23 protein-coding genes and 1 other RNA gene are annotated in these 25,331 nt (G+C 46.2%); 18 read left to right on the top strand and 6 right to left on the bottom strand.

Annotation, left to right across the window (positions count from 1 at the left end):
• The first annotated feature begins 7 nt into the window (after positions 1 to 7).
• Genes WMO62_RS05240 through WMO62_RS05200 form a run of 9 tightly spaced genes read left to right on the top strand, consistent with a single transcriptional unit; the run spans position 8 to position 9,778 of the window.
• Positions 8 to 709 (top strand): zinc metallopeptidase, encoded by a 702-nt coding sequence (locus WMO62_RS05240; RefSeq protein ID WP_117496782.1) that lies wholly within the window; start codon positions 8 to 10, stop codon positions 707 to 709.
• On the top strand, positions 702 to 1,985 hold the full coding sequence (rsmB, locus tag WMO62_RS05235; protein ID WP_349144045.1) for a 16S rRNA (cytosine(967)-C(5))-methyltransferase RsmB: 1,284 nt from the start codon (positions 702 to 704) through the stop codon (positions 1,983 to 1,985). Before WMO62_RS05240 ends, rsmB begins: the two co-directional genes overlap by 8 nt.
• Positions 1,978 to 3,018, top strand: coding sequence for a dual-specificity RNA methyltransferase RlmN (rlmN, locus tag WMO62_RS05230; RefSeq protein ID WP_117496784.1), 1,041 nt, complete (start codon positions 1,978 to 1,980; stop codon positions 3,016 to 3,018). Before rsmB ends, rlmN begins: the two co-directional genes overlap by 8 nt.
• 6 nt (positions 3,019 to 3,024) lie before the next feature.
• A complete protein-coding gene (locus WMO62_RS05225) occupies positions 3,025 to 3,771 on the top strand; it encodes a Stp1/IreP family PP2C-type Ser/Thr phosphatase (RefSeq protein ID WP_349144044.1) in 747 nt (248 codons plus the stop codon).
• Positions 3,768 to 5,861: a Stk1 family PASTA domain-containing Ser/Thr kinase gene (gene pknB / locus WMO62_RS05220; protein WP_349144043.1), complete on the top strand. Its 2,094-nt coding sequence runs from the start codon at positions 3,768 to 3,770 to the stop codon at positions 5,859 to 5,861. Before WMO62_RS05225 ends, pknB begins: the two co-directional genes overlap by 4 nt.
• Before the next feature lie 6 nt (positions 5,862 to 5,867).
• Positions 5,868 to 6,752 (top strand): ribosome small subunit-dependent GTPase A, encoded by an 885-nt coding sequence (gene rsgA, locus WMO62_RS05215; protein WP_349144042.1) that lies wholly within the window; start codon positions 5,868 to 5,870, stop codon positions 6,750 to 6,752.
• A 1-nt stretch (position 6,753) separates the two neighbouring features.
• Positions 6,754 to 7,419: a ribulose-phosphate 3-epimerase gene (gene rpe, locus WMO62_RS05210; protein ID WP_117496787.1), complete on the top strand. Its 666-nt coding sequence runs from the start codon at positions 6,754 to 6,756 to the stop codon at positions 7,417 to 7,419.
• Positions 7,420 to 8,073, top strand: a complete 654-nt coding sequence (locus tag WMO62_RS05205; protein WP_349144041.1) for a thiamine diphosphokinase — start codon at positions 7,420 to 7,422, stop codon at positions 8,071 to 8,073.
• 22 nt (positions 8,074 to 8,095) lie between these two features.
• The gene (locus tag WMO62_RS05200; RefSeq protein WP_349144040.1) at positions 8,096 to 9,778 is read left to right on the top strand and encodes an alpha-amylase family glycosyl hydrolase; all 1,683 of its coding nucleotides are present in this window, start codon (positions 8,096 to 8,098) and stop codon (positions 9,776 to 9,778) included.
• Between the two features lie 104 nt (positions 9,779 to 9,882).
• On the opposite strand, the gene WMO62_RS05195 is transcribed toward WMO62_RS05200, so the two are convergent.
• Entirely contained in the window at positions 9,883 to 10,362 is a 480-nt protein-coding gene (locus WMO62_RS05195; protein ID WP_117496790.1) for an S-ribosylhomocysteine lyase, read from the bottom strand.
• A gap of 391 nt (positions 10,363 to 10,753) precedes the next feature.
• Between WMO62_RS05195 and WMO62_RS05190 the strand changes: the two genes are divergently transcribed.
• On the top strand, positions 10,754 to 11,359 hold the full coding sequence (locus WMO62_RS05190; protein ID WP_178755291.1) for an ECF transporter S component: 606 nt from the start codon (positions 10,754 to 10,756) through the stop codon (positions 11,357 to 11,359).
• A gap of 12 nt (positions 11,360 to 11,371) precedes the next feature.
• Entirely contained in the window at positions 11,372 to 12,313 is a 942-nt protein-coding gene (locus WMO62_RS05185) for a P1 family peptidase (protein WP_349144039.1), read from the top strand.
• 88 nt (positions 12,314 to 12,401) lie between these two features.
• Here WMO62_RS05185 and WMO62_RS05180 read toward each other — a convergent pair whose 3' ends face one another.
• Positions 12,402 to 13,202, bottom strand: coding sequence for an ABC transporter permease (locus WMO62_RS05180; protein WP_349144038.1), 801 nt, complete (start codon positions 13,200 to 13,202; stop codon positions 12,402 to 12,404).
• On the bottom strand, positions 13,195 to 13,962 hold the full coding sequence (locus WMO62_RS05175) for an ABC transporter ATP-binding protein (RefSeq protein WP_349144037.1): 768 nt from the start codon (positions 13,960 to 13,962) through the stop codon (positions 13,195 to 13,197). Before WMO62_RS05175 ends, WMO62_RS05180 begins: the two co-directional genes overlap by 8 nt.
• 136 nt (positions 13,963 to 14,098) lie before the next feature.
• Between WMO62_RS05175 and ybaK the strand changes: the two genes are divergently transcribed.
• Positions 14,099 to 14,584 carry a Cys-tRNA(Pro) deacylase gene (gene ybaK, locus WMO62_RS05170; protein ID WP_349144036.1) on the top strand — a complete coding sequence of 162 codons (486 nt, stop codon included), beginning with the start codon at positions 14,099 to 14,101 and terminating at the stop codon, positions 14,582 to 14,584.
• 60 nt (positions 14,585 to 14,644) lie between these two features.
• Here ybaK and WMO62_RS05165 read toward each other — a convergent pair whose 3' ends face one another.
• Positions 14,645 to 14,968, bottom strand: a complete 324-nt coding sequence (locus WMO62_RS05165; RefSeq protein WP_349144035.1) for a hypothetical protein — start codon at positions 14,966 to 14,968, stop codon at positions 14,645 to 14,647.
• Positions 14,969 to 15,165: 197 nt separating this feature from the next.
• Here WMO62_RS05165 and ftsH point away from each other — a divergent pair, with 197 nt between their 5' ends.
• Positions 15,166 to 17,001 (top strand): ATP-dependent zinc metalloprotease FtsH, encoded by a 1,836-nt coding sequence (gene ftsH / locus WMO62_RS05160; protein WP_117496797.1) that lies wholly within the window; start codon positions 15,166 to 15,168, stop codon positions 16,999 to 17,001.
• Between the two features lie 231 nt (positions 17,002 to 17,232).
• Positions 17,233 to 17,706, top strand: coding sequence for a hypothetical protein (locus WMO62_RS05155; protein ID WP_349144034.1), 474 nt, complete (start codon positions 17,233 to 17,235; stop codon positions 17,704 to 17,706).
• 179 nt (positions 17,707 to 17,885) lie between these two features.
• Here WMO62_RS05155 and WMO62_RS05150 read toward each other — a convergent pair whose 3' ends face one another.
• Together WMO62_RS05150 and ssrA are read right to left on the bottom strand one after the other, a co-directional pair.
• Positions 17,886 to 18,560, bottom strand: coding sequence for a response regulator transcription factor (locus WMO62_RS05150; protein WP_117496799.1), 675 nt, complete (start codon positions 18,558 to 18,560; stop codon positions 17,886 to 17,888).
• Between the two features lie 133 nt (positions 18,561 to 18,693).
• Positions 18,694 to 19,033, bottom strand: a transfer-messenger RNA (tmRNA) gene (gene ssrA, locus WMO62_RS05145).
• A 279-nt stretch (positions 19,034 to 19,312) separates the two neighbouring features.
• Here ssrA and WMO62_RS05140 point away from each other — a divergent pair.
• The 4 genes from WMO62_RS05140 (at position 19,313) to WMO62_RS05125 (ending at position 25,013) form a co-directional block, all read left to right on the top strand.
• A complete protein-coding gene (locus tag WMO62_RS05140) occupies positions 19,313 to 19,789 on the top strand; it encodes a complex I 24 kDa subunit family protein (RefSeq protein WP_117496800.1) in 477 nt (158 codons plus the stop codon).
• Entirely contained in the window at positions 19,786 to 21,669 is a 1,884-nt protein-coding gene (locus WMO62_RS05135) for an NADH-ubiquinone oxidoreductase-F iron-sulfur binding region domain-containing protein (RefSeq protein ID WP_349144058.1), read from the top strand. Before WMO62_RS05140 ends, WMO62_RS05135 begins: the two co-directional genes overlap by 4 nt.
• A gap of 11 nt (positions 21,670 to 21,680) precedes the next feature.
• Positions 21,681 to 23,381 (top strand): [FeFe] hydrogenase, group A, encoded by a 1,701-nt coding sequence (locus WMO62_RS05130; protein ID WP_349144033.1) that lies wholly within the window; start codon positions 21,681 to 21,683, stop codon positions 23,379 to 23,381.
• A 123-nt stretch (positions 23,382 to 23,504) separates the two neighbouring features.
• Entirely contained in the window at positions 23,505 to 25,013 is a 1,509-nt protein-coding gene (locus WMO62_RS05125) for a sensor histidine kinase (RefSeq protein WP_118440768.1), read from the top strand.
• Positions 25,014 to 25,331 lie beyond the last annotated feature (318 nt).

Genomic DNA, 25,331 nt, shown 5'->3' with positions numbered 1-25,331 from the left:
GGAAATTATGCCGTTTTTCTATTATTATGACCCTACGTATATTCTGGTACTCATTGGAGCAGTTCTGTCACTGTGGGCGTCTGCAACAGTAAAATCAACTTATAACAAATACTCTCGGGTATACAGTTATTCCGGACTGACCGGAGCGCAGGCAGCTGCACAGATTCTCAGACAGGCAGGTATCTATGATGTGAGGATCGAGCATGTGAGTGGTAATCTGACAGACCATTATGATCCAAAAGCCAGAGTGCTTCGCCTGTCCGACAGTGTCTATGGATCTAATTCCGTAGCTGCCATCGGTGTGGCTGCTCATGAGTGTGGTCATGCGATCCAGGATCAGGAGGACTATGTTCCGCTTCGGTTCCGTTCTGCATTTGTGCCGGTAGCGAATCTGGGAACACAGGTTGCTTTTCCTATCCTTCTTCTGGGTGTATTTCTGGGAAGCTCTCATTTCCTGATCCAGGTGGGGCTGCTGTGCTTCTTCTTTGGTGTACTGTTCCAGCTGATCACTTTGCCGGTAGAGTTTAATGCATCCGGCCGTGCGGTACGGATCTTAAGAGAGACAGGGATGATGTCTGATGATGAATTGTCTAAGACAAAGAAAGTACTGTCAGCGGCAGCTATGACATACGTGGCAGCAGCGGCAGCATCGATCCTGTCCATGTTAAGACTTATTATCCTGTTCGGAGGTAACAGAAGACGTGACTGATCAGGTAAATACAAGAGGGCTCGCGCTGGAATTTCTGCTGGAAGTGGAAAAAGGAGCCTTAAGCCATGTGGCACTTCGTGGTATGTTGGAGCGATACCAGTATCTGGATAAGCAGGAACGCGCATTCCTGACCCGCCTTTGTGAAGGAACTCTGGAGCGCAGACTGGAGCTGGATGCCATCATCAACCATTTTTCTAAAGTGCCGGTGAAGAAACAAAAGCCGGTGATCCGTAATCTGCTGAGAATGTCGGTTTATCAGCTGAAATACATGGATCAGGTGCCGGATTCTGCCGTCTGTAACGAGGCAGTGCGTCTGGCGCAGAAAAAAGGCTTCGGAACCTTGAAAGGGTTTGTAAACGGCGTGCTCAGAAGCATTGCCAGAGGAATAGAAGAGATTTCTTTTGATGATCTGTCCATCTGTTATTCTACACCTCAGTGGATCGTAGACCAGTGGGTCGAGGAATATGGGAAAGACAAGGCAGTTCGGATGCTGGCGGATCAGTATGTAGAGAAGCCGGTGACCATTCGGATCAATGAGACGAAGACAACAAAGCAGCAACTGAAGGCGCGTCTGGAATCTGAAGGTGTGACCGTTCAGGAGGTGGACGGCATGGATTGCGCACTGGCAATCTCCGGGTTTGATTATCTGCGGGCTCTTTCTTCCTTCAGGGAAGGGCTGTTCCATGTGCAGGATGTCAGTTCCATGCAGGTGGCATTGACTGCAGCGCCGAAGGAAGGCGACATCTGTCTGGATGTTTGTGCGGCACCTGGAGGAAAGAGTCTTCATCTGGCAGAACTTCTTCATGGAACCGGACTTGTGGAGGCAAGAGATCTGACGGATTATAAAGTTGAACTGATCCAGGACAATATCGATCGTTCAGAGCTTACGAATATTCGTGCAGTCTGCCATGATGCTACCGTCCTTGATGAATCCTGGATCGGAAAGGCAGACATTGTGCTGGCTGATCTTCCATGTTCCGGCCTTGGAGTATTAAATAAGAAAAATGATCTGAAATACCGGATGACACCGGAACAACAGCAGGAGCTGGTAGAGCTTCAGCACAGGATCCTGGATATAGTATGGCAGTATGTGAAGCCGGGTGGAAAGCTGATCTACAGTACTTGTACCGTCCACAAAGCGGAAAATGTGGAAACTGTGGATTGGTTTTTGAAAACGCACCCGTTTTTGTTGAAAAAAGAGATAATAATGCTTCCTGGCGTGGATAAGTATGATGGATTCTTCATCGCCGGGATGGAGAGAAAAGAACATGATTGATATAAAATCACTGACTCTTCCAGAACTGCAGGAAGAGATGGAAAAGATCGGAGAGAAGAAGTTTCGTGCAGGACAGATCTATGAGTGGATGCATGTGAAGCTGGTGGACAGTTTTGATGAGATGACCAATCTCTCCAAAGGCTTGCGGGAAAAATTAAAGGAGCAGTATGAACTGATATCATTGGAGCTGGTGGAAGTACAGACATCGAAGATCGATGAGACCAGTAAATTTCTGTTCCGCCTGTCAGATGGAAATGTGATCGAGAGCGTGTTGATGAAATATCACCACGGCAATTCAGTCTGTATTTCCTCGCAGGTAGGCTGCCGTATGGGCTGTCGGTTCTGCGCGTCCACGTTGGACGGACTGGAGCGTGGGTTAAAACCATCCGAGATGCTGGATCAGATCTATAAGATCCAGAAGTGGTCCCAGGAGAGGGTGCATAACGTGGTCGTTATGGGAACAGGAGAACCTCTGGACAATTACGATTCTCTGCTTCGGTTTATTCATTTGCTGACCGATGAGGGAGGACTTCATATCAGTCAGCGGAATCTGACGGTATCTACCTGCGGTATTGTTCCGAATATGCGTCGTCTGGCAGATGAGAAGCTTCAGATCACGCTGGCATTATCCCTTCATGCGTCCAGCCAGGAGAAGCGCAAGACGCTGATGCCGGTGGCCTATAAATTTGATCTGAAAGATGTGCTGGATGCCTGCCGGTATTATTTTGAACAGACTGGCCGACGGATCACATTTGAATACAGTCTGGTAGGAGGCGTCAACGACAGCAGCGAGGATGCCAGAGAACTGACGGAGCTGGTCAAAGACCTGAACTGTCATATCAACCTGATCCCGGTCAATCCGATCAAAGAGAGGGATTACGTGCAGTCGGACAGCCGTGCAATCCTCAATTTCAAAAATAAACTTGAAAAATCAGGGATAAATGTTACTATTAGAAGGGAAATGGGCCGGGATATTGACGGCGCATGCGGACAGCTCAGAAAGAGCTATATGGATACTGAAAAAGAGAGGTAAGTGGAAGTGCAGACATCGGTCGCAATGACGGACGTGGGCCGTGTGAGAAAAGTGAATCAGGATTATGTGTATGCTTCCGACACACCGGTCGGAAATCTTCCGAATCTGTACATTGTGGCAGATGGAATGGGAGGTCATAAAGCAGGAGACCTGGCATCTTCCTATGCGGTGCAGACCATTGTGGAGGCTATCAGCCGGAGCGTGGAGACCAGACCGGCGCTGATCCTTCAGAAGGCGATCCGCTACGCCAATTACCGGTTATATGAAAAATCGGAAGAGCGGGAAGAATATCATGGAATGGGAACAACACTGGTAGTGCTGACAGTATATAAAGATGAAGCGCTGGCAGCCAATATCGGAGACAGTCGGCTGTATGAGATCTCACAGAAGCAGATCCGGCAGATTTCAGAAGATCATTCCCTGGTGGCGGAGCTGGTGCGAAAGGGAGAACTAAGTGCCACAGAAGCCAGAAGACATCCAGATAAAAATATTATTACAAGGGCACTGGGAATCCAGGACGAGGCGCAGATTGATCTGTTTCCGTTTCGTGTGGAGACAGGAAACCGCTATCTGCTCTGTTCTGATGGACTGACCAATATGGTGGAGGATACGGAGCTTTGCAGGTTGATCAGTCAGAAGAAAGATATCTCGGAGATCGGTGCGGAGCTGATCCTCAAAGCGAACAAGAATGGTGGACTGGATAATATTGCAGTTGTATTGGTTGAAATAGATAACAGTGAGGTAGGATTATGATAAAGACGGGAACGATTCTGGGAGACCGCTATGAGATTCTGGAAAAAATAGGAACCGGCGGTATGGCAGAGGTCTTCAAGGGAAAAGATCATAAGCTGAACCGTTACGTTGCAGTCAAAGTACTGAAAGAGGAATTCCGTGACAATGACGGATTTGTAAAGAAATTTAAGGAGGAAGCTCAGGCAGCAGCCGGGCTTGCTCATCCCAATATTGTAAATGTATATGATGTCGGTGATGAGAACGGTATCTATTATATTGTGATGGAGCTGGTGGAAGGGATCACTCTGAAGAATTATATTGAGAGAAAAGGCCGCCTGACCATCAAAGAGGCAACCAGTATTGCAATTCAGGTATCTGCAGGACTGGAGGTTGCCCATAATAATCATATTGTACACAGGGATATCAAACCACAGAACATTATTATTTCCAGAGAAGGAAAAGTAAAGGTAACAGATTTTGGTATTGCCAAGGCAACCACTTCCCAGACCACGACTTCCAGTGCCATGGGTTCTGTGCATTATGCATCTCCGGAGCAGGCAAGAGGCGGATATGTAGATCATAGAAGCGATATTTATTCTCTTGGTATCGTCATGTATGAAATGGTGACAGGCCGTGTTCCGTTTGATGGGGAGACTGCGGTGACTGTGGCAGTGAAGCATCTGCAGGAACAGATGGTTCCGCCCAGCAAGTATTGCCCGGAGATTCCGTACAGTCTGGAGCAGATCATCAAGAAATGCACGGAGAAGAGTCCGGACCGCAGATATCAGGATATCGGGGATCTGATGGCAGATTTGAAACAGTCTCTGGTAGATCCGGATGGTGATTTCGTACAGATGGTAGATCTTGATGAGCAGGCCAAGACCGTGATTATGACAAAAGGAACCACGTCCAAGGTCAAAGAGTCCCGCAGAGTGAATCTGAGCAAGGATGAGGATGAGGACGAGGATGATGAGGAAGAAGACGAAGACAGCGAAGATGATGAGGATGATGAAGAACTGAGTCCGACCGTTGAACGTGCCATGACGATCGCAGGAGTGGTTCTGGCAGTGATCATTGTGATCATTATGCTTCTGCTGTTCTCAAAAGTGCTTGGAATCGGCAAAAAATCCAATACAGATACCAGCGACAGCCAGCAGACAGAGCAGAGCGCGGACGAAGAAGATGACAGCAGTTCCGCATCCCAGGGGAATACAGTGAACATGCCGAGCCTTCTTGGAAAGACTTATGCAGAGGCAAGAACGGTTCTGGAAGAACTTGGACTGAAGATCGAGCGTGGAGAATCTGAAAAATCCAATCAGTATTCTGCAGGTCAGATCATTGCGCAGAGTGAAGAATCAGGAAACAGCGTGAAGGTAGGTACAACGGTGACAGTAACCTTGGCGGCAGCAGGATCTACTGCTTCTTCAGATGGAACCAGCAGTACAGGAAGCACCACTTCCGGTACAACCACCACGACCACTAACAGCAAAGTGACAGTTCCGTCGGTAGTTGGTAAAGATGAAAATGCAGCGAAGAGTGCGATCACGGCAGCAGGTCTGACGGTTGGTACGGTCAGCGAAGCGTCCAGCGATACAGTAGAATCCGGTCTTGTCATCAGCCAGTCTCCGTCAGCCAATTCCGAGACGGAGAGCGGTGGAAAAGTTAACATTGTGCTGAGCAGCGGACCGAATAAAAAGAAAGTGACCGATGTTATCGGTCATGAATCCAGCAGAGCCCAGTCAGAACTGGCGGGGGATGGATTTAAAGTAGAAGTAAAAGAAACATATAGTAATGATATGCGTGCAGGCCTGGTAGTCAGCACCAGTCCGGACAGAGGAACCTATGTGCAGCCGGGAAGCACAGTGACGATCACTGTCAGCAAAGGCCGGGAACAGGTAACGATTCCATCTGTCAGCGTGGGAATGACCTATGAAGAGGCAGTGGAGGCATTGAATGATGCCGGATTCAAAGGAACAGTCAAAGAGGCAACCGAGTACAGTGCATCTGTAGGAAATGGATTTGTGACCAGATACAGTCCAAGCAAGACGGTCGATCCAGACGGAACGGTGACTATCTATGTAAGCCTTGGTACGCAGTCAACCACAGAGTAACAGCTTATGCAGGGAAGAATTGTCAAAGGAATTGCAGGATTCTATTATGTAGATACAGAGGACGGTATCTTTGAGTGCCGCGCCAAAGGAATTTTTCGAAACCAGAAGGTAAAGCCTCTGGTTGGAGATCTGGTGGAGCTGGAAGTATTAAGCCAGGAAGAAAAAGAGGGCAGCGTGATTTCCATTTTGCCAAGAAAAAGTGAACTGATCCGACCGGCAGTAGCCAATGTGGATCAGGCACTGGTGATCTTTGCACTGTCAAGACCGACTCCGAACTTGCCGCTTCTGGATCGCTTTCTGATCATGATGAAACAGAAAGAGATTCCGACGATTATCTGTTTTAATAAAAGCGATATGGTGTCAGAAGAAGAAAGGGAGCATTTTCGGCAAATCTACCGGGATTGTGGAAGTAAGCTTCTGTTTATCAGTGCAAAAAAAGGAGAAGGAACAGACGCGGTCAGAGATTGTTTAAGAGGACATATGACAACTGTGGCAGGTCCTTCTGGTGTGGGAAAATCTACACTGATCAATCATCTGGTGCCGGAAGCAGAGATGGAGACCGGAAAGATCAGCGAAAAAGCGGATCGAGGAAAACATACTACCCGTCACAGCGAACTGTTTCGGCTTGAGAAAGGCAGTTACATTCTGGATACTCCGGGCTTCACTGCACTGGAGCCGGAAGCTATGGAGAAAGAAGAACTGCGGTTCTGCTTTCCGGAATTTGATCCCTATGAGGGCAGCTGCAAGTTTCAAGGCTGTATTCATGACAGGGAACCTGGCTGTGCAGTAAAAGAAGCTGTAGAAGACGGGAAGATCAGTAAAGAACGTTACGAAAGCTACATCAGTTTTTTCAGAGAATTAAAAGAGAGAGAAAGACGGAGGTATTCCTGATATGAAGTACTATTTATCACCATCAATTTTATCCGCAGATTTTGCACATCTGGGAGACGATATTGCAGCAACGGAGAAGGGTGGAACCCAGTATCTGCACTATGATGTTATGGATGGCATGTTTGTTCCGAGCATTTCTTTTGGTATGCCGGTTCTGAAGTCTGTCCGTAAGATCACGGATCTGGTTCTGGATGTACATCTGATGATTGAGGATCCAGACCGCTATATTGATGAATTTGTAAAGAGCGGTGCTGATATTATCACGGTTCATTATGAAGCATGTAAGGATGTGGAGAAGACCATCCAGATGATCAGAGAGAAAGGTGTAAAAGTAGGTGTTACCATTAAACCAAAGACTCCGCTCAGTGTTCTGGAACCGTTGCTGGATAAGGTAGATATGATACTTCTGATGACGGTAGAACCGGGATTTGGCGGACAGGCATATATTCCTGAATCCACAGATAAGATCCGTGCATTGCGTAAGATGCTGAATGACAGAGGACTGACCACAGATATTGAAGTTGATGGTGGTATCAAAAAGGATAATCTGGAAATGGTTCTGGATGCAGGAGCCAATGTGATCGTGGCAGGAAGTGCCATCTTCAAAGATGACATCGAGAAAAATACCAGAGATTTCATGGAGATTCTTAAGAAGAGGCAGGCATAAATGGATACACTGATTATCAGCGGGGGCAATATCGGGATCGATCTTGCCCTCGGTCTTTTGAAAATAAAAAGATTTGATCATATCATCGGCGTGGATGGTGGATTGAAGTTCTGTTATGACCATAAGATCGTCCCTACACGGATCGTTGGGGATTTTGATACTTTATCCCCGGAAATTCTTACATGGTATAAGAAGAATACACAGATCGAGATCCGGGAATACAATCCGGTAAAAGATGCCACAGACACACAGATCGCCGTGGAGCTGGCACTTTCCCTTGGAAGTGATCATGTTACGATTCTTGGAGGAACAGGAACCAGACTGGATCATGTGCTGGGAAATATTCAGAGCCTGTACCTGGCGCTGGAAAAAGGAGTGGACTGTGAGATCCTGGATGAGCATAATCGCATCCGTCTGATCCAGGGAGAATACCGGATCAAAAAGGCAGAACAATATGGAAAATATGTATCCCTGATTCCATTTACTACTGATGTGAATGGGGTTACGCTAGAGGGACTGAAATATCCAGTACAGAATCAGCATTTTACCGTACAGGGAAGCGGTGGTTTTGGCGTGTCCAATGAGATCGCTGCTGATGAAGCAAGGATCAGCCTGAAGCAGGGCATTTTTATTATGATCGAATCAAAAGATTGATTCTTTTGGGAGGAATACAAGAATGGCTTGGTATGACGAGGCAATATTTTATCACATTTATCCCCTGGGACTTACGGGGGCTCCAAAGGAAAATTCTTATGGGGAACCGGTACATCGGTTAAATACGTTGATCCCATGGATCGAACATATCAGAAACATAGGATGTACAGCTCTGTATATTGGTCCTCTATGTGAATCCGTGGGTCACGGTTATGAGACGACAGACTATAAGAAGCTGGACAGCCGTCTGGGAACCAATGAAGACCTGAAAGCATTTGTGACAGAATGTCATGCGCAGGGAATCCGAGTGATTTTCGATGGTGTGTTCAATCATACAGGAAGAGATTTTTTCGCATTTAAGGATATTCAGAAGAACCGGGAGCAGTCTCCGTACCGCGACTGGTACTGTAATGTGAATTTCTATGGAAATAATGAATATAACGATGGATTTTCCTATGATAACTGGGGTGGCTACAATCTGCTGGTAAAGCTGAATCAGCGAAATCCAGCAGTCAAAGATTATATCTGTGACGTGATCCGCTTCTGGGTCAGTGAGTTTGATATTGATGGGATCCGTCTGGATGCAGCGGATGTACTGGATTTTGATTTTATGAAAGCCCTGCGTCAGACGGCAAATGAAGTGAAGCCGGAGTTCTGGCTCATGGGCGAGGTGATCCATGGGGATTATACCCGTTGGGTAAATGAAGGAACTCTTCATTCTGTGACCAACTATCAATTGCACAAAGCACTGTACTCCGGGCACAACGATCACAACTATTTTGAAATTGCACATACGGTCCGCCGCCTCTATGAGATGGGAGGCAACCGGCCAGATGGACTGAAGCTCTATAATTTTGTGGACAACCACGATGTGGAACGGATCTATACAAAATTGCAGAATAAGGCACAGTTCTTCCCGGTACATGTGTTGTTGTATACCCTGCCGGGGATCCCTTCCATTTATTATGGATCGGAATTTGGCATAGAAGGAAAGAAGGAGCGCTACAGTGACGATTCTCTGCGCCCTGCATTGCAGCTGGCTGATTACAAAAATGCAGCCACGGAAAATCCGTGTACCAGACTGATCACCGCATTAGGGAAGATTCGTCAGCAGACGAAAGCATTAAGTCTGGGCGATTATAAAGAACTTTTGCTGACCAATCGTCAGTATGCATTTTCCAGAGATCTGAATGGAACATCTGTGGTAGTGACGGTCAATAATGATGAGAATCTGGCACAGATCCATGTGGCAGCCGGAAATGGCGGAGCTTATGTGGGAGCACTGAGCGGAATGAAAGTTCCGGTGGAACAGGGTCAGATCAATGTAACCTTACAGCCAAACAGTGGAGAAATCTGGATTCCGGAAGAAGGTGGAGCAGAAGAACCGGAGCATACGCCGATAGAGCCGGTGAAATTCAAAGCAGTTAAAGTTGAGGTAGCGATGCCCGTGACTGAGCCGGAGAATGTACAGACAAAGGAACTAAGGCTGGAGTCGTCCGGGCAGGCAGCGAAGGTGACAGCACCGGAGCATAAGATCGAAGTTCCGACCAACAAAGCCTACGAAGAGATGACTATCGAGGAACTGCAGCAGGCAATTCTCGACAAAATGGCCAAAAACGGTCCTATCACCGATCAGATGCGCCGGGATGTGATGGAAAATGTGTATCACAATTCCCTGATCAACTGGGTAAAGAGTTTTCGATAGGAAAGAGAAAAGAGAAAAGAGAAAAAAGATGCCGCAGGATCCATCAGAAGATGGTCTTGCGGCATCTTAGTGTGTGCCTGACAGTGGACAGGCAGTTATAATATTTAGTCTGGATAGTTCAGACGATCCTCAGTAATATCATAAAGAACTTCATCCAGATATTTGCGGGCAGCATATTTTGCCATAGGCAGGTTCATATCCAGATAGTTTCCGCAGTCTTTTGCGCAGGCACCAGGAATCTCGCCTTCAAAGTCGCGGATGAACTCATACATCTCGATCATCAGATTTACAATGTCGGAGGATTCATAATCTCCAGCCAGGATCAGGTAGAAGCCGGTACGGCATCCCATAGGTCCGAAATATACGACCTTGGACGCATAGACCGGATGATTTCTGAGAAATGTTGCACCCAGATGCTCAATAGCATGAACTTCAGCTGTGTTCAGGACTGGTTCATCGTTGGGGCTGGTCATACGAAGGTCAAATGTGGTTACAACAGAATCGCCCACAGAATCCTTGCGGGATACATAGACTCCCGGGATCAGGCGGATATGGTCAACGGTAAAACTTGCAATTTTCTCCATGATAATACCTCCTAAAGTATGTCTTCCGGTTCATCATAACAAAAACTGAAACGAATAGCAATCTGAAATTTTCTCTTGCGATTTCTGAAAAAAATGGTATAGTAGAAAAGAACGTTATTCCTGAGTGAAAACGCATCATTCATTTATTTATATACAAAGCAAAGAAGAAGAGTGCTGACCGGAGCTGGCGGCAACTGTTCGCGAAAATTTGCCATGTATCTCAGACTGTCCCACTGACAGTTTCTTTTTGTGTGTTTTTCCCGTTATTACGTTCATACATCCCCAACAGGCAGCAGAAATTTTTTATATTGCTGACCATATTTTATATTCCGAGAGACAGGGGACGTATTGATACGCCGTTTCATCGGAGAAGAAGAGGAGAAAACTTATTATGAACAATCAACACGCAGCACGTACCAAATTTATGGTAGAACTGGCCCTGATGGTAGCCATTATCTTCGTTATGGCATTTACCCCGCTGGGATATTTTCAGACCATGGGACTTTCCATCACATTCCTGACCGTACCGGTAGCTGTAGGAGCTATTATCTTAGGACCAAAGGGCGGAGCAATCTGTGGACTTGCATTTGGAATCACCAGCTTTATGCAGTGTTTTGGAATGGGTGCATTTGGAACGATGCTGTTTTCCATCAATCCGCTGGGAACTGCATTTGTGTGTATCGTACCAAGACTTCTGGAAGGACTGCTCTGTGGACTGATTTTTCAGGCATTGAAAAAATCTATGAAAAACGGAGCTTATCTGGTGGCAAGTCTTTCCTGTCCGCTTCTGAATACTCTATTTTTTATGACCAGTCTGGTAGTAGTATTTTATAACACCGAATATATTCAGGGATTTGTATCTGCTCTTGGTGTGAGCAATCCGTTTACCTTTGTTGTAGCCTTCGTGGGCGTTCAGGGATTGATCGAGGCAGTTGTGTGCTTCGTTCTTGCAGGTGCGATCTCAAGAACACTGGGTGCAGCACTGCACAGAGCATAGAGGAGAGAGAACATGGCATTGATTCATGAGATACCGATCACGGAGATAAAGGGACTGTCCATGGGACACGCACAGGATCAGGAGGCGAAGACCGGTGTGACGGTGCTTCTGTTTGACAAAGACAGAGGAGCAGTGACAGGCTGTGATATAAGCGGTGGAGGCCCGGCTTCCAGAGAGACACCGCTTACCTCGCCGGTGACAGCGGACAATCCGCTGAATGCTATCGTACTGTCTGGCGGATCCGCTTATGGACTGGCAGCATCCGATGGAGTCATGCGTTGTCTGGAAGACCATGGTATTGGATTTGAGACGGGATTTGCGAAGGTTCCGCTGGTATGTCAGTCCTGTATCTTTGATCTGGGACTGGGAAGTGCTACGATCCGCCCGGATGCGAAGATGGGATATGAAGCCTGCCTGCAGGCACTGGAGCATCCAACCACCGCAATGGGAAATGTGGGAGCTGGAACGGGTGCGACTGTTGGAAAGCTGTGCGGTATGGAACGCGCTTCCAAGACCGGAATTGGATGTTATGCCATGGCATTAGGAGAACTTCAGGTGGCAGCAGTCGTTGTGGTCAATGCCCTGGGAGATATTTTTGATCCTGCAAATGGAGCGAAGATGGCAGGTCTTATGAATGAAGGCAGAACAGCATTCGGTGACAGCTGCGAGGAATTGTGGAAGCTTGGCTGTCCGCAGAACCTGTTTACGGGAAATACCACCATTGGTGCAGTGATCACCAATGGCCAGTTCAACAAAGCACAGATGAACAAGATCGCATCCATGACAAGAAATGCCTATGCCCGCTGTATTAATCCGGTGGGAACTATGGCAGATGGAGACAGTATCTATGCCGCATCTATTGGTGATGTGAAAGCAGATATCAATGTGACCGGAACACTGGCAGCCCATGTGATGGAGCGGGCCATTGTGAAGGCTGTAGAGAGTGCGCGATGAAAAAGCGGGACTGGAATAAAAGCTGTTTGAAAAAATTCGTGTACAGGTCACAAAATATGATGAAGAATAGAAAGAGAAGCCGGTTCGTTCAGGACCGGCTTCTCTTGATCTGGTGCTCAAATTTTTGAATAACGGTGTAGAGGATCAGGGCGATCAGACACAGCACCATGAGAGCGGCGATCAGATAGTTCAGCTTGAAGATCTGGCTGGCATAGATGATCAGATACCCGAGACCTTCTCTGGCAGCGAGAAATTCTCCGATGATCACACCGACCAGGCAGAGACCGATATTGACTTTGAGAATGCTGATCACGGAAGGCAGGCTGGAAGGGAAGATCACATAGCACAGAGCTTCTCGTTTACCACCTCCAAGAGTATGGATGAGCTTGATCTTTTCGCTGTCAGTCTCCCGAAATGCAGTATACATGCTGATAATGCTGCCAAAGATGGCCACGGACATGCCTGCAACGATAATAGTGCGGGAACCGCTTCCTAACCATACGATCAGAAGAGGGGCCAGTGCAGATTTTGGAAGACTGTTGAGGACGACCAGCCAGGGTTCCAGTATCTCGGAGACAGTTGGAAAGATCCACAGAAGAGTGGCAGTCAGAAAACTGATGCCGATGACAAGCAGAAAACTGACCAATGTCTCATATAAGGTGACTTTTGTGTGGAGAAAGAGGGATCCATCCCCACTCATGACAGCTAAAGTCTTAAGGATTCCGGAAGGACTGCTGAAGATGAAGGAGTCGATCCAGGACAGACGGGTGCTGATCTCCCAGAGCCCCAGAAAGAGAATACATCCGAGAATCCGTAAGAACAGTACCAGATGATGGTGCTGCCGGTGCTTCTTTAAGAAGGCAGACTGAAGGGAACTTGTTTCATTCATGGTGATTCAGCTCCTTCCATATTTGATTGAAATACCCCTGAAATTCTGGTGCCTGCCGCCGGTTCATAGGAGACAGAGTCTGATCTTCGAAGATGGTCGGAAGATCCAGATGGATCGTCGCAGGGCGTCTGCTTAAGACCAGCACCCGGTCAGCCATGCTGATGGCTTCAGAGAGATCATGGGTCACAAGAATGGCTGTTTTCTTTTCCTGACGGATGATCTGCCGCACATCATCACAGACTGTCAGACGGGTCTGATAGTCCAGAGCAGAAAATGGTTCATCCAGAAGTAATAGCTCCGGGTCGAGGGCCAGTGTACGGATCAAGGCTGCCCGCTGCCGCATGCCGCCGGACAGTTCAGAAGGTCTGGAATTACGAAATGCCCACAGCCCATAAGCCTCCATCAGCTGATTCACATGATGAAGGTACGCAGGAGTCATTTTTTTCTGAATCTCCAGACCGAGCACAATATTCCGGTAGACGGTGCGCCATTCAAAGAGATGATCTTTTTGCAGCATATATCCGATATTGGCGGTGTGAGGAGCCAGAGGCTTCCCTCGAAGAATGATCGTACCTGATTCCGGTTCCATCAATGAGGCCAACAGTGAAAGCAGCGTGGATTTACCACAGCCGCTGGGACCAACAATGGATAGGAATTCCCCTTCTTTTACAGAGAAGGTAATATCTGACAGTGCCGGGGTCTCACCCGACAATGTGTGGTAGGAATACGAGACATGACTGACGGAAAGCAGTGTGTCCATAGAGATACCTCCCTGCCTGATCGATATATGATTATTGTATGGATTTTTGAAAAAATATGTGCTATGATGAGGCGCGAAGGTCGGCGAAAGCCATAAGGGACAAGAGAGCCGACAGAAGAAGCAGGAGATGAAAAAGATGGCAAAACAGAAAGAAATCAAGACGAATGCCATGCGTATGCTGGACCGTATGAAGATTCCATATGAGGCGATGACTTATGAGTGTGGTGAATTTATTGACGGGATACAGATCGCAGACAAGCTGGGTCTGCCCCATGAGAAAGTATACAAGACATTGGTGACGGTGGGAAACAGTAAGAATTATTTTGTGTTTGTACTTCCAATCGAAGGAGAACTGGATCTGAAAAAAGCAGCCCGTGAGGTGGGAGAGAAATCCCTTGCCATGCTGCATGTGAAGGACATTAACACGGTGACCGGCTATGTGAGAGGCGGCTGTACGGCAGTTGGTATGAAAAAGCAGTACGTGACCCGTATCGATGCCAGTGCACAGAATCTGCAGACCATGGTGGTCAGTGGCGGACATCTGGGAACTCAGCTGGAATTAAAGCCGGAGGATCTTCGGAAAGCGGCAAATGCAGAATTTGCAGATATTGTGGTGGAATAAAATGGTTGAACAAGGGGATGCTGCATGTGCAGCAGCCCCTTGTTTTACATATACATAAAATTACTCAAAAGGATCCTCTTCCGGTTCTGCGACATCATCTGCCACCTCAGCATCTTTCGCGGAAGTATGTTTCAGCGCCTCTTTTTTCTCTTCGATATTTGCCTTATGGACAGAGATGGCGGTACACCATTCGCTGACTTCCTCAGCTACAGGAAGACCTGCGGAAAACTGCTCGTAGTACCAGGCGCCGATCTTGGTTTCCAGCTCACGGATGGATTTCTCATCGTTCAAAATCTGTGCTTTCAGGCGGGTATCTTCTACCACTTCAGCAGTCTTATCAGCGGCAGCTTTTGCCAGTTCGTTTACTTTTTCAAAAAATTCCATGATTTTAACCCCTTTCCGATATAAAGACAAGTGACCTATGTCTTAAAATAATTATGATTATTGTACTATTTACTAAGAGAAAAGAAAAGTGAAAATCTATGCGAAATCTGAATATTTCCCAGGGTTTACATTTAATTTATGTTGTCGTATCATAATGGCAACTGTTGGTAAGACTGAAAAAAGAGGAGTGTGACGAGATGCAACAGGTGAAGAAACCAAAGAAACCGTTGATTTTCTATTATTGTGTTGTCCTTCTTGTGATGGTGCTGCTAAATACAATCGTAGTTCCGTCATTATTAAAGACACAGATTAAGGAAGTGGATTACGGAACTTTCCTGACCATGTTGAATGACAAAGAAGTGGATACTGCTCAGGTGGAAGATGATGTGATTTATTTCACTGATAAGGCAGAAAAGCAGCAGGCTTATTCCACGGTTGTGTTTAATGATCCGGATCTGGTAGATCGACTCTATAATTCCGGATGTAAATTTGGAAAAATACAGGATGAAAAAGATTCCTGGGTAAGTCAGTTTATTTTGTTTGTCCTGCAGATCGCTGTCTTTGTGGCAATCGGGCAGATGCTGTCCCGGATGCTGATGAAAAAGATGGGTGGCGGCGGTCTTGGAAATGCCATGCAGTTTGGTAAGAGTAATGCCAAGGTTTATGTGGCCAGCGAGACGGGAATCAAATTCCATGATGTGGCTGGTGAGGATGAGGCAAAGGAGCAGCTGCAGGAGATCGTTGATTTCCTCCATAATCCGGGGAAATATCAGGCAATTGGTGCAACCATGCCAAAAGGAGCCCTGCTTGTAGGCCCTCCTGGAACTGGTAAGACATTGTTGGCTAAAGCTGTTGCCGGTGAGGCAGAAGTACCGTTTTTCTCCATTTCCGGTTCGGAATTTGTGGAAATGTTTGTCGGCATGGGAGCTGCCAAGGTCCGTGATCTGTTCAAGCAGGCAAATGAAAAAGCACCTTGTATCGTATTTATTGATGAGATCGATACCATTGGTAAGAAGAGAGACAGTGCCGGTGTGGGCGGCAACGATGAACGGGAGCAGACCCTGAACCAGCTTCTGACAGAGATGGATGGATTTGATGGCTCCAAGGGTGTCGTGATCCTGGCAGCAACTAACCGTCCGGAGACTCTGGATCCTGCACTGCTTCGGCCGGGTCGCTTTGACAGACGAATCCCGGTGGAACTGCCGGATCTGGAAGGCCGCGAAGCCATTTTAAAAGTACATGCAAAGAAAGTGAAGCTGGGAGATAACGTAGATTTCCATGCTATCGCAAGAGCCGCTGCAGGTGCGTCTGGTGCAGAGCTGGCAAATATGGTAAATGAGGCAGCTCTCCGTGCAGTCCGAAATGGTCGTACGTATGTGATCCAGGAAGATCTGGAAGAGAGTATCGAAGTAGTTATTGCTGGATATCAGAAGAAAAATGCTGTTCTTTCTGATAAGGAAAAACTGATCGTAGCATACCATGAGACGGGTCATGCGCTGGTGGCAGCCCTGCAGAGTCATTCTGCACCGGTCACCAAGATCACGATCATTCCGAGAACTTCTGGAGCACTTGGCTATACCATGCAGGTGGAGGAACGGGATCAGTATCTGCTCAGCAAAGAAGAACTGGAAAATAAGATTGCAACCTATGCGGGAGGCCGTGCAGCAGAAGAGTTGATCTTTGGTTCTATTACCACGGGTGCTTCCAATGATATTGAGCAGATGACCAAGCTCGCCCGTGCCATGATCACACGTTACGGTATGAGTGATGAGTTTGGTATGATGGCACTGGAGACTGTCAATGGTCAGTACCTGGGCGGAGACACTTCCCTTGCCTGTGCCGCTGAGACCGCAGCAATCGTTGATGAAAAAGCAAAAACGCTTTTGAAGAAAGAATATGAGAAAGCTATGGATCTTCTGAAAAATAATAAGCAGAAGCTCCACGAACTGGCAAAATATCTGTATGAAAAAGAGACCATTACCGGTGATGAATTTATGCAGATTTTGAATGCACAGGAGCCGACGCAGGAATAAATAATACTGTAAACAGCTCCGGACGACAGCATAAAAGTTTGTAGAAATCTATCAGCATGGGCTGATTCAGGTTTTGAAAACTTTTATGTTGCCGTCCGGAGCTGTTGCAGATTCTGATGAAACTTATTCAGATGCATAGTTGTTAAGATTTTTGAGGAACTGTTGGAAGTTTACAAAAGCGACAAATTCATCTATATTTGAGTTAGTAAGCTGGTGTTTATGGGGAGCAATATGGAGAGAGTTTATGTAGACATGAGTCAGGTGGATGGAGCTTGTATTGGGGTTTTTGTATCAGGAAAAGAGGTCGTCCCGGTGGGAACAACGGCATATTCCATGCCGGTGGAAGACAGAGATGAGGAATATCAGAGATATGCAGATGAGTATGACATTCATTTCATTTTTGATGACAGGATGGTGAATATAGATTTTTTTACCGTTCCATGGATCGATATTATGGCTTGGGACAGTGATGATGGTTATATCGGAACCGTTGGTGGAACGACAGATATAGAAAGTGATTTGCCGATCTGCTATATCGACAAAGACAGAAAAACTTATCTGATTGCTGCTGATCTTAAAGAATTTTTGGAAAATTGCAAGAACTGGAAATCTGAATTAAAAGTCTGTGAAGAAATAGAAATCTTCACTTCTAAAGAAGAAGCAAATAAAAAATATACTTTTATAACCTACAACAGCCCAGGGTGACAGCAATAAACTGCGCTGTATGACTTGGAGCGAACATACGTGAGCTCCGTGTATCGGCTGGTGCGTACACTGAAAGTGTACGTATTCAGCCGATGCACAGAGATTGCGTTGTCCGATACACGTCATACGAGCTTTTATGCTGTCACCCCGGGCTGTTACAAGTTTACAAGTATCGCATTTTATGGCTCAAACTTATATCCCATTCCCCAGATGGTTTTGATAAGTTCTCCTTTTTCACCCAGTTTGCTTCTCAGTTTCTTTACATGGGTGTCAATGGTTCTGGCATCACCGAAATAATCATAATTCCACACATTATTAAGAATTTTTTCACGGGACAGAGCGATGCCCTGATTTTCCATAAAATAAGCCAACAGTTCGAATTCCTTGAAGCTCAGTTCAATGTCCTTGCCGTCAATCTTCACCTGATGAGCAGATTTATTCAGTTCAATGCCGCCGGCAGAGATGATATCTTCATTGGTGAGCAGATTGGAACGGCGCAGGATCGCTTCCACGCGTGCAACCAGAATCTTAGGACTGAACGGCTTGGTAATGTATTCGTCTACACCAAGATCAAATCCCTGGAGTTCATCTCGCTCATCACTCTTAGCAGTCAGCATGATGATCGGAACCTTGGAATAGGCGCGGATCTCACGGCATACCTGCCAGCCGTCCATCTTCGGCATCATTACATCCAGAATGATCAGTGCAATATCTTTTTCGCGGAAGAAAATGTCCACCGCTTCTTCACCGTCTCCGGCTTCCAGTACATCAAAATTCTGTTTTACAAGAAAGTCTCTGACCAGCTTGCGCATGCGACTTTCATCATCAACTACAAGGATCTTCAGTTTATCCATGACAGACACTCCTCCCGGTCTTTTTGTTTTATTGTAGCAAGGGAATATGTTTATTTTGTGAAAATGAGACAACGATGTAAGGTTTTGTTTATAAAAAAAGAGCCCCGATTCTAAAAATCAGAACTCCTCGTCCATATGGACCTGGCGGGAATCGAACCCGCGTCCGAAAGCCCATTCATTGCGGTATCTCCCATCACAGTCACTTGTTTGACATTCCCTCCGCTGCACGCCAAATGACAGGCTTACAGTTTTAGTAGCTTCATGATACGCCCACACGCGCAAAGCTTAGCGTGTGTCGTTTCCTACATAGTCGATGCCTGGGTCACAAAGTGTAGGTGCTCTGAGTCAGACAGCTGCCATTAGGCAGCGATTGCTAAATTATCTTCAGCGTTTATATTTAGATTTGCACCTTACGCGGTGCCTTCGGATGGCTGCCACAACTTCAAAACCCCCGTCGAAACCTTTACAAGCCCGAAAACATGTAAAGCTTACGCCAAAGTGAAATTGCATCTTTGATACATGATAGAGGATGGAAAGTACGATGTCAAGTAGTTTTTGTAATACAAAAGACAGAAGATACATCGTTTGTATAAAGCACATTTATAAAAACTAACTGCTGAATTTGTCAAAATGCATAGTAAAAAACTGTTTATTTCGTATATTGTGCATAATACCAGAAAATGATAATATATATTCATAGGGTTATGTGCGAACTGCACAAAATAAATATATGGGACAAGGAGGAATAAGGAATGCTGGACCAGTCTTATTATCGTAAGACAGACGAGATCATCGAGCACTACGGCAAGAAAGCCGGTTCGCTGATTCCAATTATGCAGGATATTCAGGCGGAGTACCGCTACCTGCCGGGGGAACTGTTAACTTATGTAGCCGAACAGATCGGAATCACAGAGGCAAAAGCTTACAGCGTCGCTACTTTCTATGAGAATTTTTCTTTTGAAGCCAAGGGAAAATATGTGATCAAAGTGTGTGACGGAACGGCCTGTCATGTACGTAAATCTATGCCGGTGTTGGAAGCACTTTGGAAAGAACTTGGATTGAGCAGGAAAAAGCATACGACTGACGACATGATGTTCACCGTAGAGACCGTATCCTGTCTGGGTGCCTGTGGACTTGCGCCTACCATGATGGTCAATGAAGAGGTGCATCCTTCCATGACACCGGAGAAAGCGCTGGCAGTGATTGAAGAATTGAGAGGTATTGGCTGATGATTAAAAACAGAGAAGATTTAATGCAGGTGCGGACGGCGGCCAAAGCGCATATAGAAGACTGTGACTGCCGCATTCTTGTCTGTTCCGGCACCGGCTGTATTGCAACCGGTTCAACAAAGATTTATGAGGAATTTCTGGAACTTGTAAGAGATACGCCAAATGTCTGTCTGGATTTTGCACCACATGATGAGGGAGAGCATGTGGGGGTAAAGAAGACAGGATGTCAGGGCTTCTGTGAGTTAGGACCCCTGGTCAGAATTCAGAGAGGCGGAGAGACTATCCAGTACGTAAAAGTGCAGAAAGAGGACTGCCAGGAGATTTTTGAACAGACTGTTCTACATGGAGAAGTGGTAGAACGCCTTCTTTATTCAAAGAAAGACGTGCATTATCGTCATCCGGAAGATATTCCGTTTATGGCAAAGCAGACCAGAATCGTTCTGGAAAACTGTGGTCGTGTGGATGCGGAGTCGTTGGATGAATATATTGCAGCAGGAGGTTTTGAAGCACTGTCAAAAGCCATGTTTGAGATGTCCAAAGAGGATGTGATCAATGAAGTTGACCGTTCCGGACTTCGTGGACGTGGAGGCGGAGGATTCCCCTGTGGTAAGAAATGGAAACAGGTGGCACGTCAGGCTGAGAAGACCCGTTATGTAGTATGTAATGGTGATGAGGGTGACCCTGGAGCGTTCATGGATGGTTCCGTTATGGAAGGCGATCCGTTCAAACTGATCGAAGGCATGATGATCGCCGCTTACGCAGTAGAATCTTCAGAGGGATATATTTATGTACGTGCGGAATATCCGATGTCTGTAGCAAGACTTCGTCATGCTATTGCACAGCTGGAAGAGAGAGGACTCTTGGGAGACCATATTCTGGGAACAGATTTTTCTTTCCGCTTACATATTAACAGAGGAGCAGGTGCATTTGTCTGTGGAGAAGGTTCTGCACTGACTGCTTCTATTGAAGGCAAGCGTGGTATGCCGCGTGTGAAACCGCCAAGAACCGTAGAAAAAGGTCTGTGGGAGAAGCCGACCGTATTAAATAACGTAGAGACTTATGCCAATGTGCCGAAAATCATTCTGCAAGGAGCAGACTGGTATCGTACCATCGGTACAGAGGGCAGCCCGGGAACCAAGACCTTCTCATTGACTGGATCTATTGAAAATACAGGTCTGATCGAGGTGCCGATGGGAAGTACCCTTCGCCAGATCATCTTTGATATTGGTGGCGGTCTCAAAAATGGTGCTCAGTTCAAAGCAGTTCAGATCGGTGGACCTTCCGGTGGATGTCTGACAGAGAAACATCTGGATGAGCCTCTGGATTTTGACTCTGTAAAGAAATTCGATGCAATCGTAGGATCCGGTGGAATGGTAGTTATGGATACCAATACCTGTATGGTAGAGGTTGCCCGTTTCTTCATGAGCTTTACCCAGAGAGAGTCCTGTGGAAAATGTGTTCCGTGTCGGGAAGGAACCAAGAGAATGCTGGAGATCCTGGAGCGGATCGTGAATGATGAAGGTGAAATGGAAGATCTGGACCGTCTGGAGGAACTGGCAAAAATGATTCAGAGCATGGCTCTGTGCGGACTTGGGAAGAGTGCGCCGCTGCCGGTGCTCAGTACTCTGAAGACCTTCCGGGATGAGTATGAGGAACATATCCGTGACCACAAGTGTCGTGCAAAAGTCTGTCAGGCAATGCGCAGATTCATTATCAACCCAGAGTTCTGTAAGGGCTGTGGAAAGTGTGCAAAGAACTGTCCGGTGGGAGCTATCACAGGTGTGCGTAAGGAGAGCTACCACATTGATCCGAGCCTGTGCATCAAGTGTTCGGCATGTAAGGATAACTGTGCATTTGACGCTGTCTATATTGAAGCATAGGGGGGACGAATATGGGAACAATTACAATCGATGGAAGAAAAGTAGAATTTACCGATGAGAAGAACCTCCTGACTGTTATCCGCAAAGCGGGTATTGATATTCCAACATTATGCTATCACTCGGAATTGTCCACGTTTGGAGCCTGTCGTCTGTGTACGGTAGAGGATGACAGAGGAAGAACTTTTGCTTCCTGCTCAGAAGAACCAAGAGACGGCATGGTGATCTACACCAATACCGGAAAATTAAAAAAATACAGAAAACTGATCATTGAGCTTCTGCTTGCATCTCACTGCAGAGACTGTACGACCTGTGTTAAGAGTGGTGACTGTAATCTGCAGACACTGGCACACCGTTTTGGCGTGACTTCTGTACGATACAGCAATTACAGAGAACAGAAGCCACTGGATTTCAGTTCTCCGTCTATCGTCAGAGATCCGAATAAATGTATTCTCTGTGGTAATTGCGTTCGTGTCTGCAACGAACTGCAGGGTGTAGGCGCATTGGATTTTGCATTTCGTGGTTCAGAAGCTATGGTTATGCCGGCATTTGACAAAGAGATCGCTGCGACAGACTGCGTAAACTGTGGTCAGTGTCAGATCTTCTGTCCGACCGGAGCAATCAGTATCCGTCACAACAGAGAGGCAGTATGGGAAGCTTTGGCTGATCCTGATGTCAGAGTTGTCGCACAGGTGGCACCGGCTGTCCGTGTGGCAGTAGGAAGCGCCTTTGGTCTGCCAAAGGGTAAGAGTGTCATGGGCAAGATCGTCAATGTGCTTCACCGTATTGGATTTGATGAAGTATATGATACTACATTCAGTGCCGATATGACTATCATGGAGGAATCTGCGGAGTTCCTGAACCGCCTGAAAACTGGCGAGAAGCTTCCGCTTCTGACTTCCTGCTGTCCGGCATGGGTTAAATTTGTGGGAGATCAGTTCCCGGAATATAAGGAACATGTATCTACCTGCCGTTCTCCACAGGGAATGATGTCAGCAGTGACCAAAGAATGGTTCCGCGATCCGGCAAACAATCCGGAAGGCAAGAAGACAGTGATGGTTTCTTTCATGCCGTGTACAGCTAAGAAGATGGAGGCAAAGAGATCTAACAGTTTCACACATGGAGAACAGGATACAGATTATGTAATTACTACCACGGAGCTGATCGATATGATCCGCATGACCGGTATTGAATTTGCAGAACTGGAGCCAGAGTCTTCTGATATTCCGTTTGGATTTGGTTCCGGCGGAGGTGTGATCTTTGGTGTAACTGGTGGAGTAACCGAGGCGGTGATCCGCCGGCTGGTGCCAGGACATGACAAAGAAACGCTGGAAGCTATTGCCGAGTGTGGTGTTCGTGACGGTGGATTTATCAGAGAGTTCTCCATTCCTTATGAGGGAATCGACCTGAATATCTGCGTTGTCAGTGGACTGGCAAATGCAAGAGCAGTTATGGAGCAGGTGAAGAGCGGAGAGAAGAATTACCATCTGATCGAAGTAATGGCGTGCCGCAGAGGCTGTATTATGGGTGGAGGCCAGCCGAGACTGGCAGGCGACCGTACCAAGGCAGCCAGAACGGAAGGCATCTATCGGGCAGATAATGTGGCAGTGATCAAGAAGAGTGATGAAAACCCGATGATCATGTCTCTGTACGAAGGATTCCTCAAAGGAAAAGAACATGAACTGCTTCATAATCATGAGTTTTGTTCTTCATAGGAAGGAATATGAAATTCCTGTGAAAAGCATAGACGTTTTTCTGTGATGTGATACAATAAAATACAGCAGTAAAAGGCAAAGCGCCTCGGTGCTTTGCCTTTTTTCAGTACGGGAGATGGAAGTATGCATACAGAACAAAGACAGAAAAATAAAGTGAAAAAAGTGAGATCCATAGGAACCCGAATGACTATTATTTTCTCGGCAGTCCTGATCGTGGCACTGGCGGCCTGCTGGGTGGCAAATATTTTTTTCCTGCAGGACTACTATATAAAGAACAAACTCATGGCGATCAAAGAAGCTTATGAATATATGGATGAAGCTTCGAAGGCTGATAATCTGAGCGGCGAAAAATTTCTGGCTGGACTTCGGACAATCTGTGAGACCGATAATATCAGTCTGTTTGTCATGGATCAAAATGGACGGGCAAGGCTGACATCTGTTCATGATTCGGAGGAACTACAGCGGGATCTGTATGAATATGTGCTGGGAATACGGCCGAATCAGAAATCTATTCTGGCAGAGAATGATCAGTATCTGATGAGTGTGAACAGGGATTCACCAAACGGTGGATATCTGAAAATGGCAGGTGTGTTAAGCGGCGGAGAACCTTTTATTATCCGGACAGCGGTAGAACCGATCAGGGAAAGTGTGTCTTTGGCAAACCGTTTTCTCATCTATGTGGGAAGTATCGTATTGCTGGTTGGCGCATTTATCATCCATTGGGTGTCCAAACGTATTTCCGAACCGATCCTGGAACTGGCACGGCTATCAGAACGTATGAGTGATCTGGATTTTGATGTGAAATTTGAAGGCGGAAGAGATTCTGAGATTATTTTTCTGGGAAATCATATGAATCAGTTATCGGAGACCCTGGAGAAGACCATCTCAGAATTGAAGACAGCCAATAACGAACTGCAGCGGGATATTGAGCAGAAAGAGAAGCGAGATGAGATGAGAAAAGAATTTCTCTCCAATGTGTCACATGAATTGAAGACACCGATTGCACTGGTACAAGGGTATGCAGAAGGATTAAAAGAGTGTATCAACGACGATCCGGAGAGTCGGGAGTTCTATTGCGATGTAATCATGGATGAAGCGGGTAAGATGAACAAGCTGGTGAAGAATCTGCTGACTCTCAATGAACTGGAATTTGGCAATGAAGTGGTGACTATGGAACGGTTTGATCTGGCTTCCATGATCCATAATATGCTTCGTTCCATGCAGGTGCTCTTTGAACAGAAGGATGTGAAGCTGGTGTATGATGTGCAGGAGCCAGTCTATGCCTGGGCAAATGAATTCAAGATGGAGCAGGTACTTAATAACTATATCAGTAATGCATTGAATCATGTGGATGGGGAGAAAATTATCAAGATTACGATCCAGAGACAAGATGGACATGTGAGAGCTGGTGTCTTCAATACCGGAAAACCGATTCCAGAGGAAGATGTGGGACGTATCTGGGACAAATTCTATAAAGTTGACAAGGCAAGAACCAGAGAGTATGGAGGCAGTGGAGTAGGCCTTTCTATTGTAAAAGCAATCATGGAGTCCATGCATCAGCAGTATGGCGTGATCAACTACGACAATGGTGTAGAATTCTGGTTTGAATTGGATGACAAGAATGAGGCTTAAAGTCATATAAAGAGCGAATAAAAAATTTGTAAATAAATGTAAAATTGGGTATTGACAATCGATGGCTCTGATGCTATGCTAATCAAGCTGGTTGCGAGAGCAGCCACAGACTGAAAGATAAATTGTTTTGTTAAGTATCACAGCTTATAAAAACTTATAAAAAAAGTTAAAAAAGTTGTTGACAAAATATAACAAGATATGATATTCTATCAGAGTTGTCAGTGAGACAACAAAACAGAAAAACATGAACCTTGATAATTAAATAGTGCTTTGAAAATCTTCGAAAATTCTTTTGAAAATTTTTAAACGAACAGCTTT

The sequence above is a fragment of the Hominiventricola aquisgranensis genome (genome assembly GCF_040096225.1).
Lineage (GTDB): Bacteria > Bacillota > Clostridia > Lachnospirales > Lachnospiraceae > Hominiventricola > Hominiventricola aquisgranensis.
Note: the sequence above shows the minus strand (reverse complement) of the source record. Positions and strands in the feature narration are given on the sequence as shown.

Bases quoted from the DNA above. Each gene is read 5' to 3' on its own strand.
- WMO62_RS05240 (WP_117496782.1), top strand. From the start codon at position 8: ATGCCGTTTTTCTATTATTATGACCCTACGTATATTCTGGTACTCATT.
- rlmN (WP_117496784.1), top strand. From the start codon at position 1,978: ATGATTGATATAAAATCACTGACTCTTCCAGAACTGCAGGAAGAGATG.
- pknB (WP_349144043.1), top strand. From the start codon at position 3,768: ATGATAAAGACGGGAACGATTCTGGGAGACCGCTATGAGATTCTGGAA.
- rsgA (WP_349144042.1), top strand. From the start codon at position 5,868: ATGCAGGGAAGAATTGTCAAAGGAATTGCAGGATTCTATTATGTAGAT.
- rpe (WP_117496787.1), top strand. From the start codon at position 6,754: ATGAAGTACTATTTATCACCATCAATTTTATCCGCAGATTTTGCACAT.
- WMO62_RS05205 (WP_349144041.1), top strand. From the start codon at position 7,420: ATGGATACACTGATTATCAGCGGGGGCAATATCGGGATCGATCTTGCC.
- WMO62_RS05200 (WP_349144040.1), top strand. From the start codon at position 8,096: ATGGCTTGGTATGACGAGGCAATATTTTATCACATTTATCCCCTGGGA.
- WMO62_RS05195 (WP_117496790.1), bottom strand. From the start codon at position 10,362: ATGGAGAAAATTGCAAGTTTTACCGTTGACCATATCCGCCTGATCCCG.
- WMO62_RS05190 (WP_178755291.1), top strand. From the start codon at position 10,754: ATGAACAATCAACACGCAGCACGTACCAAATTTATGGTAGAACTGGCC.
- WMO62_RS05185 (WP_349144039.1), top strand. From the start codon at position 11,372: ATGGCATTGATTCATGAGATACCGATCACGGAGATAAAGGGACTGTCC.
- WMO62_RS05180 (WP_349144038.1), bottom strand. From the start codon at position 13,202: ATGAATGAAACAAGTTCCCTTCAGTCTGCCTTCTTAAAGAAGCACCGG.
- WMO62_RS05175 (WP_349144037.1), bottom strand. From the start codon at position 13,962: ATGGACACACTGCTTTCCGTCAGTCATGTCTCGTATTCCTACCACACA.
- ybaK (WP_349144036.1), top strand. From the start codon at position 14,099: ATGGCAAAACAGAAAGAAATCAAGACGAATGCCATGCGTATGCTGGAC.
- WMO62_RS05165 (WP_349144035.1), bottom strand. From the start codon at position 14,968: ATGGAATTTTTTGAAAAAGTAAACGAACTGGCAAAAGCTGCCGCTGAT.
- ftsH (WP_117496797.1), top strand. From the start codon at position 15,166: ATGCAACAGGTGAAGAAACCAAAGAAACCGTTGATTTTCTATTATTGT.
- WMO62_RS05155 (WP_349144034.1), top strand. From the start codon at position 17,233: ATGGAGAGAGTTTATGTAGACATGAGTCAGGTGGATGGAGCTTGTATT.
- WMO62_RS05150 (WP_117496799.1), bottom strand. From the start codon at position 18,560: ATGGATAAACTGAAGATCCTTGTAGTTGATGATGAAAGTCGCATGCGC.
- WMO62_RS05140 (WP_117496800.1), top strand. From the start codon at position 19,313: ATGCTGGACCAGTCTTATTATCGTAAGACAGACGAGATCATCGAGCAC.
- WMO62_RS05130 (WP_349144033.1), top strand. From the start codon at position 21,681: ATGGGAACAATTACAATCGATGGAAGAAAAGTAGAATTTACCGATGAG.
- WMO62_RS05125 (WP_118440768.1), top strand. From the start codon at position 23,505: ATGCATACAGAACAAAGACAGAAAAATAAAGTGAAAAAAGTGAGATCC.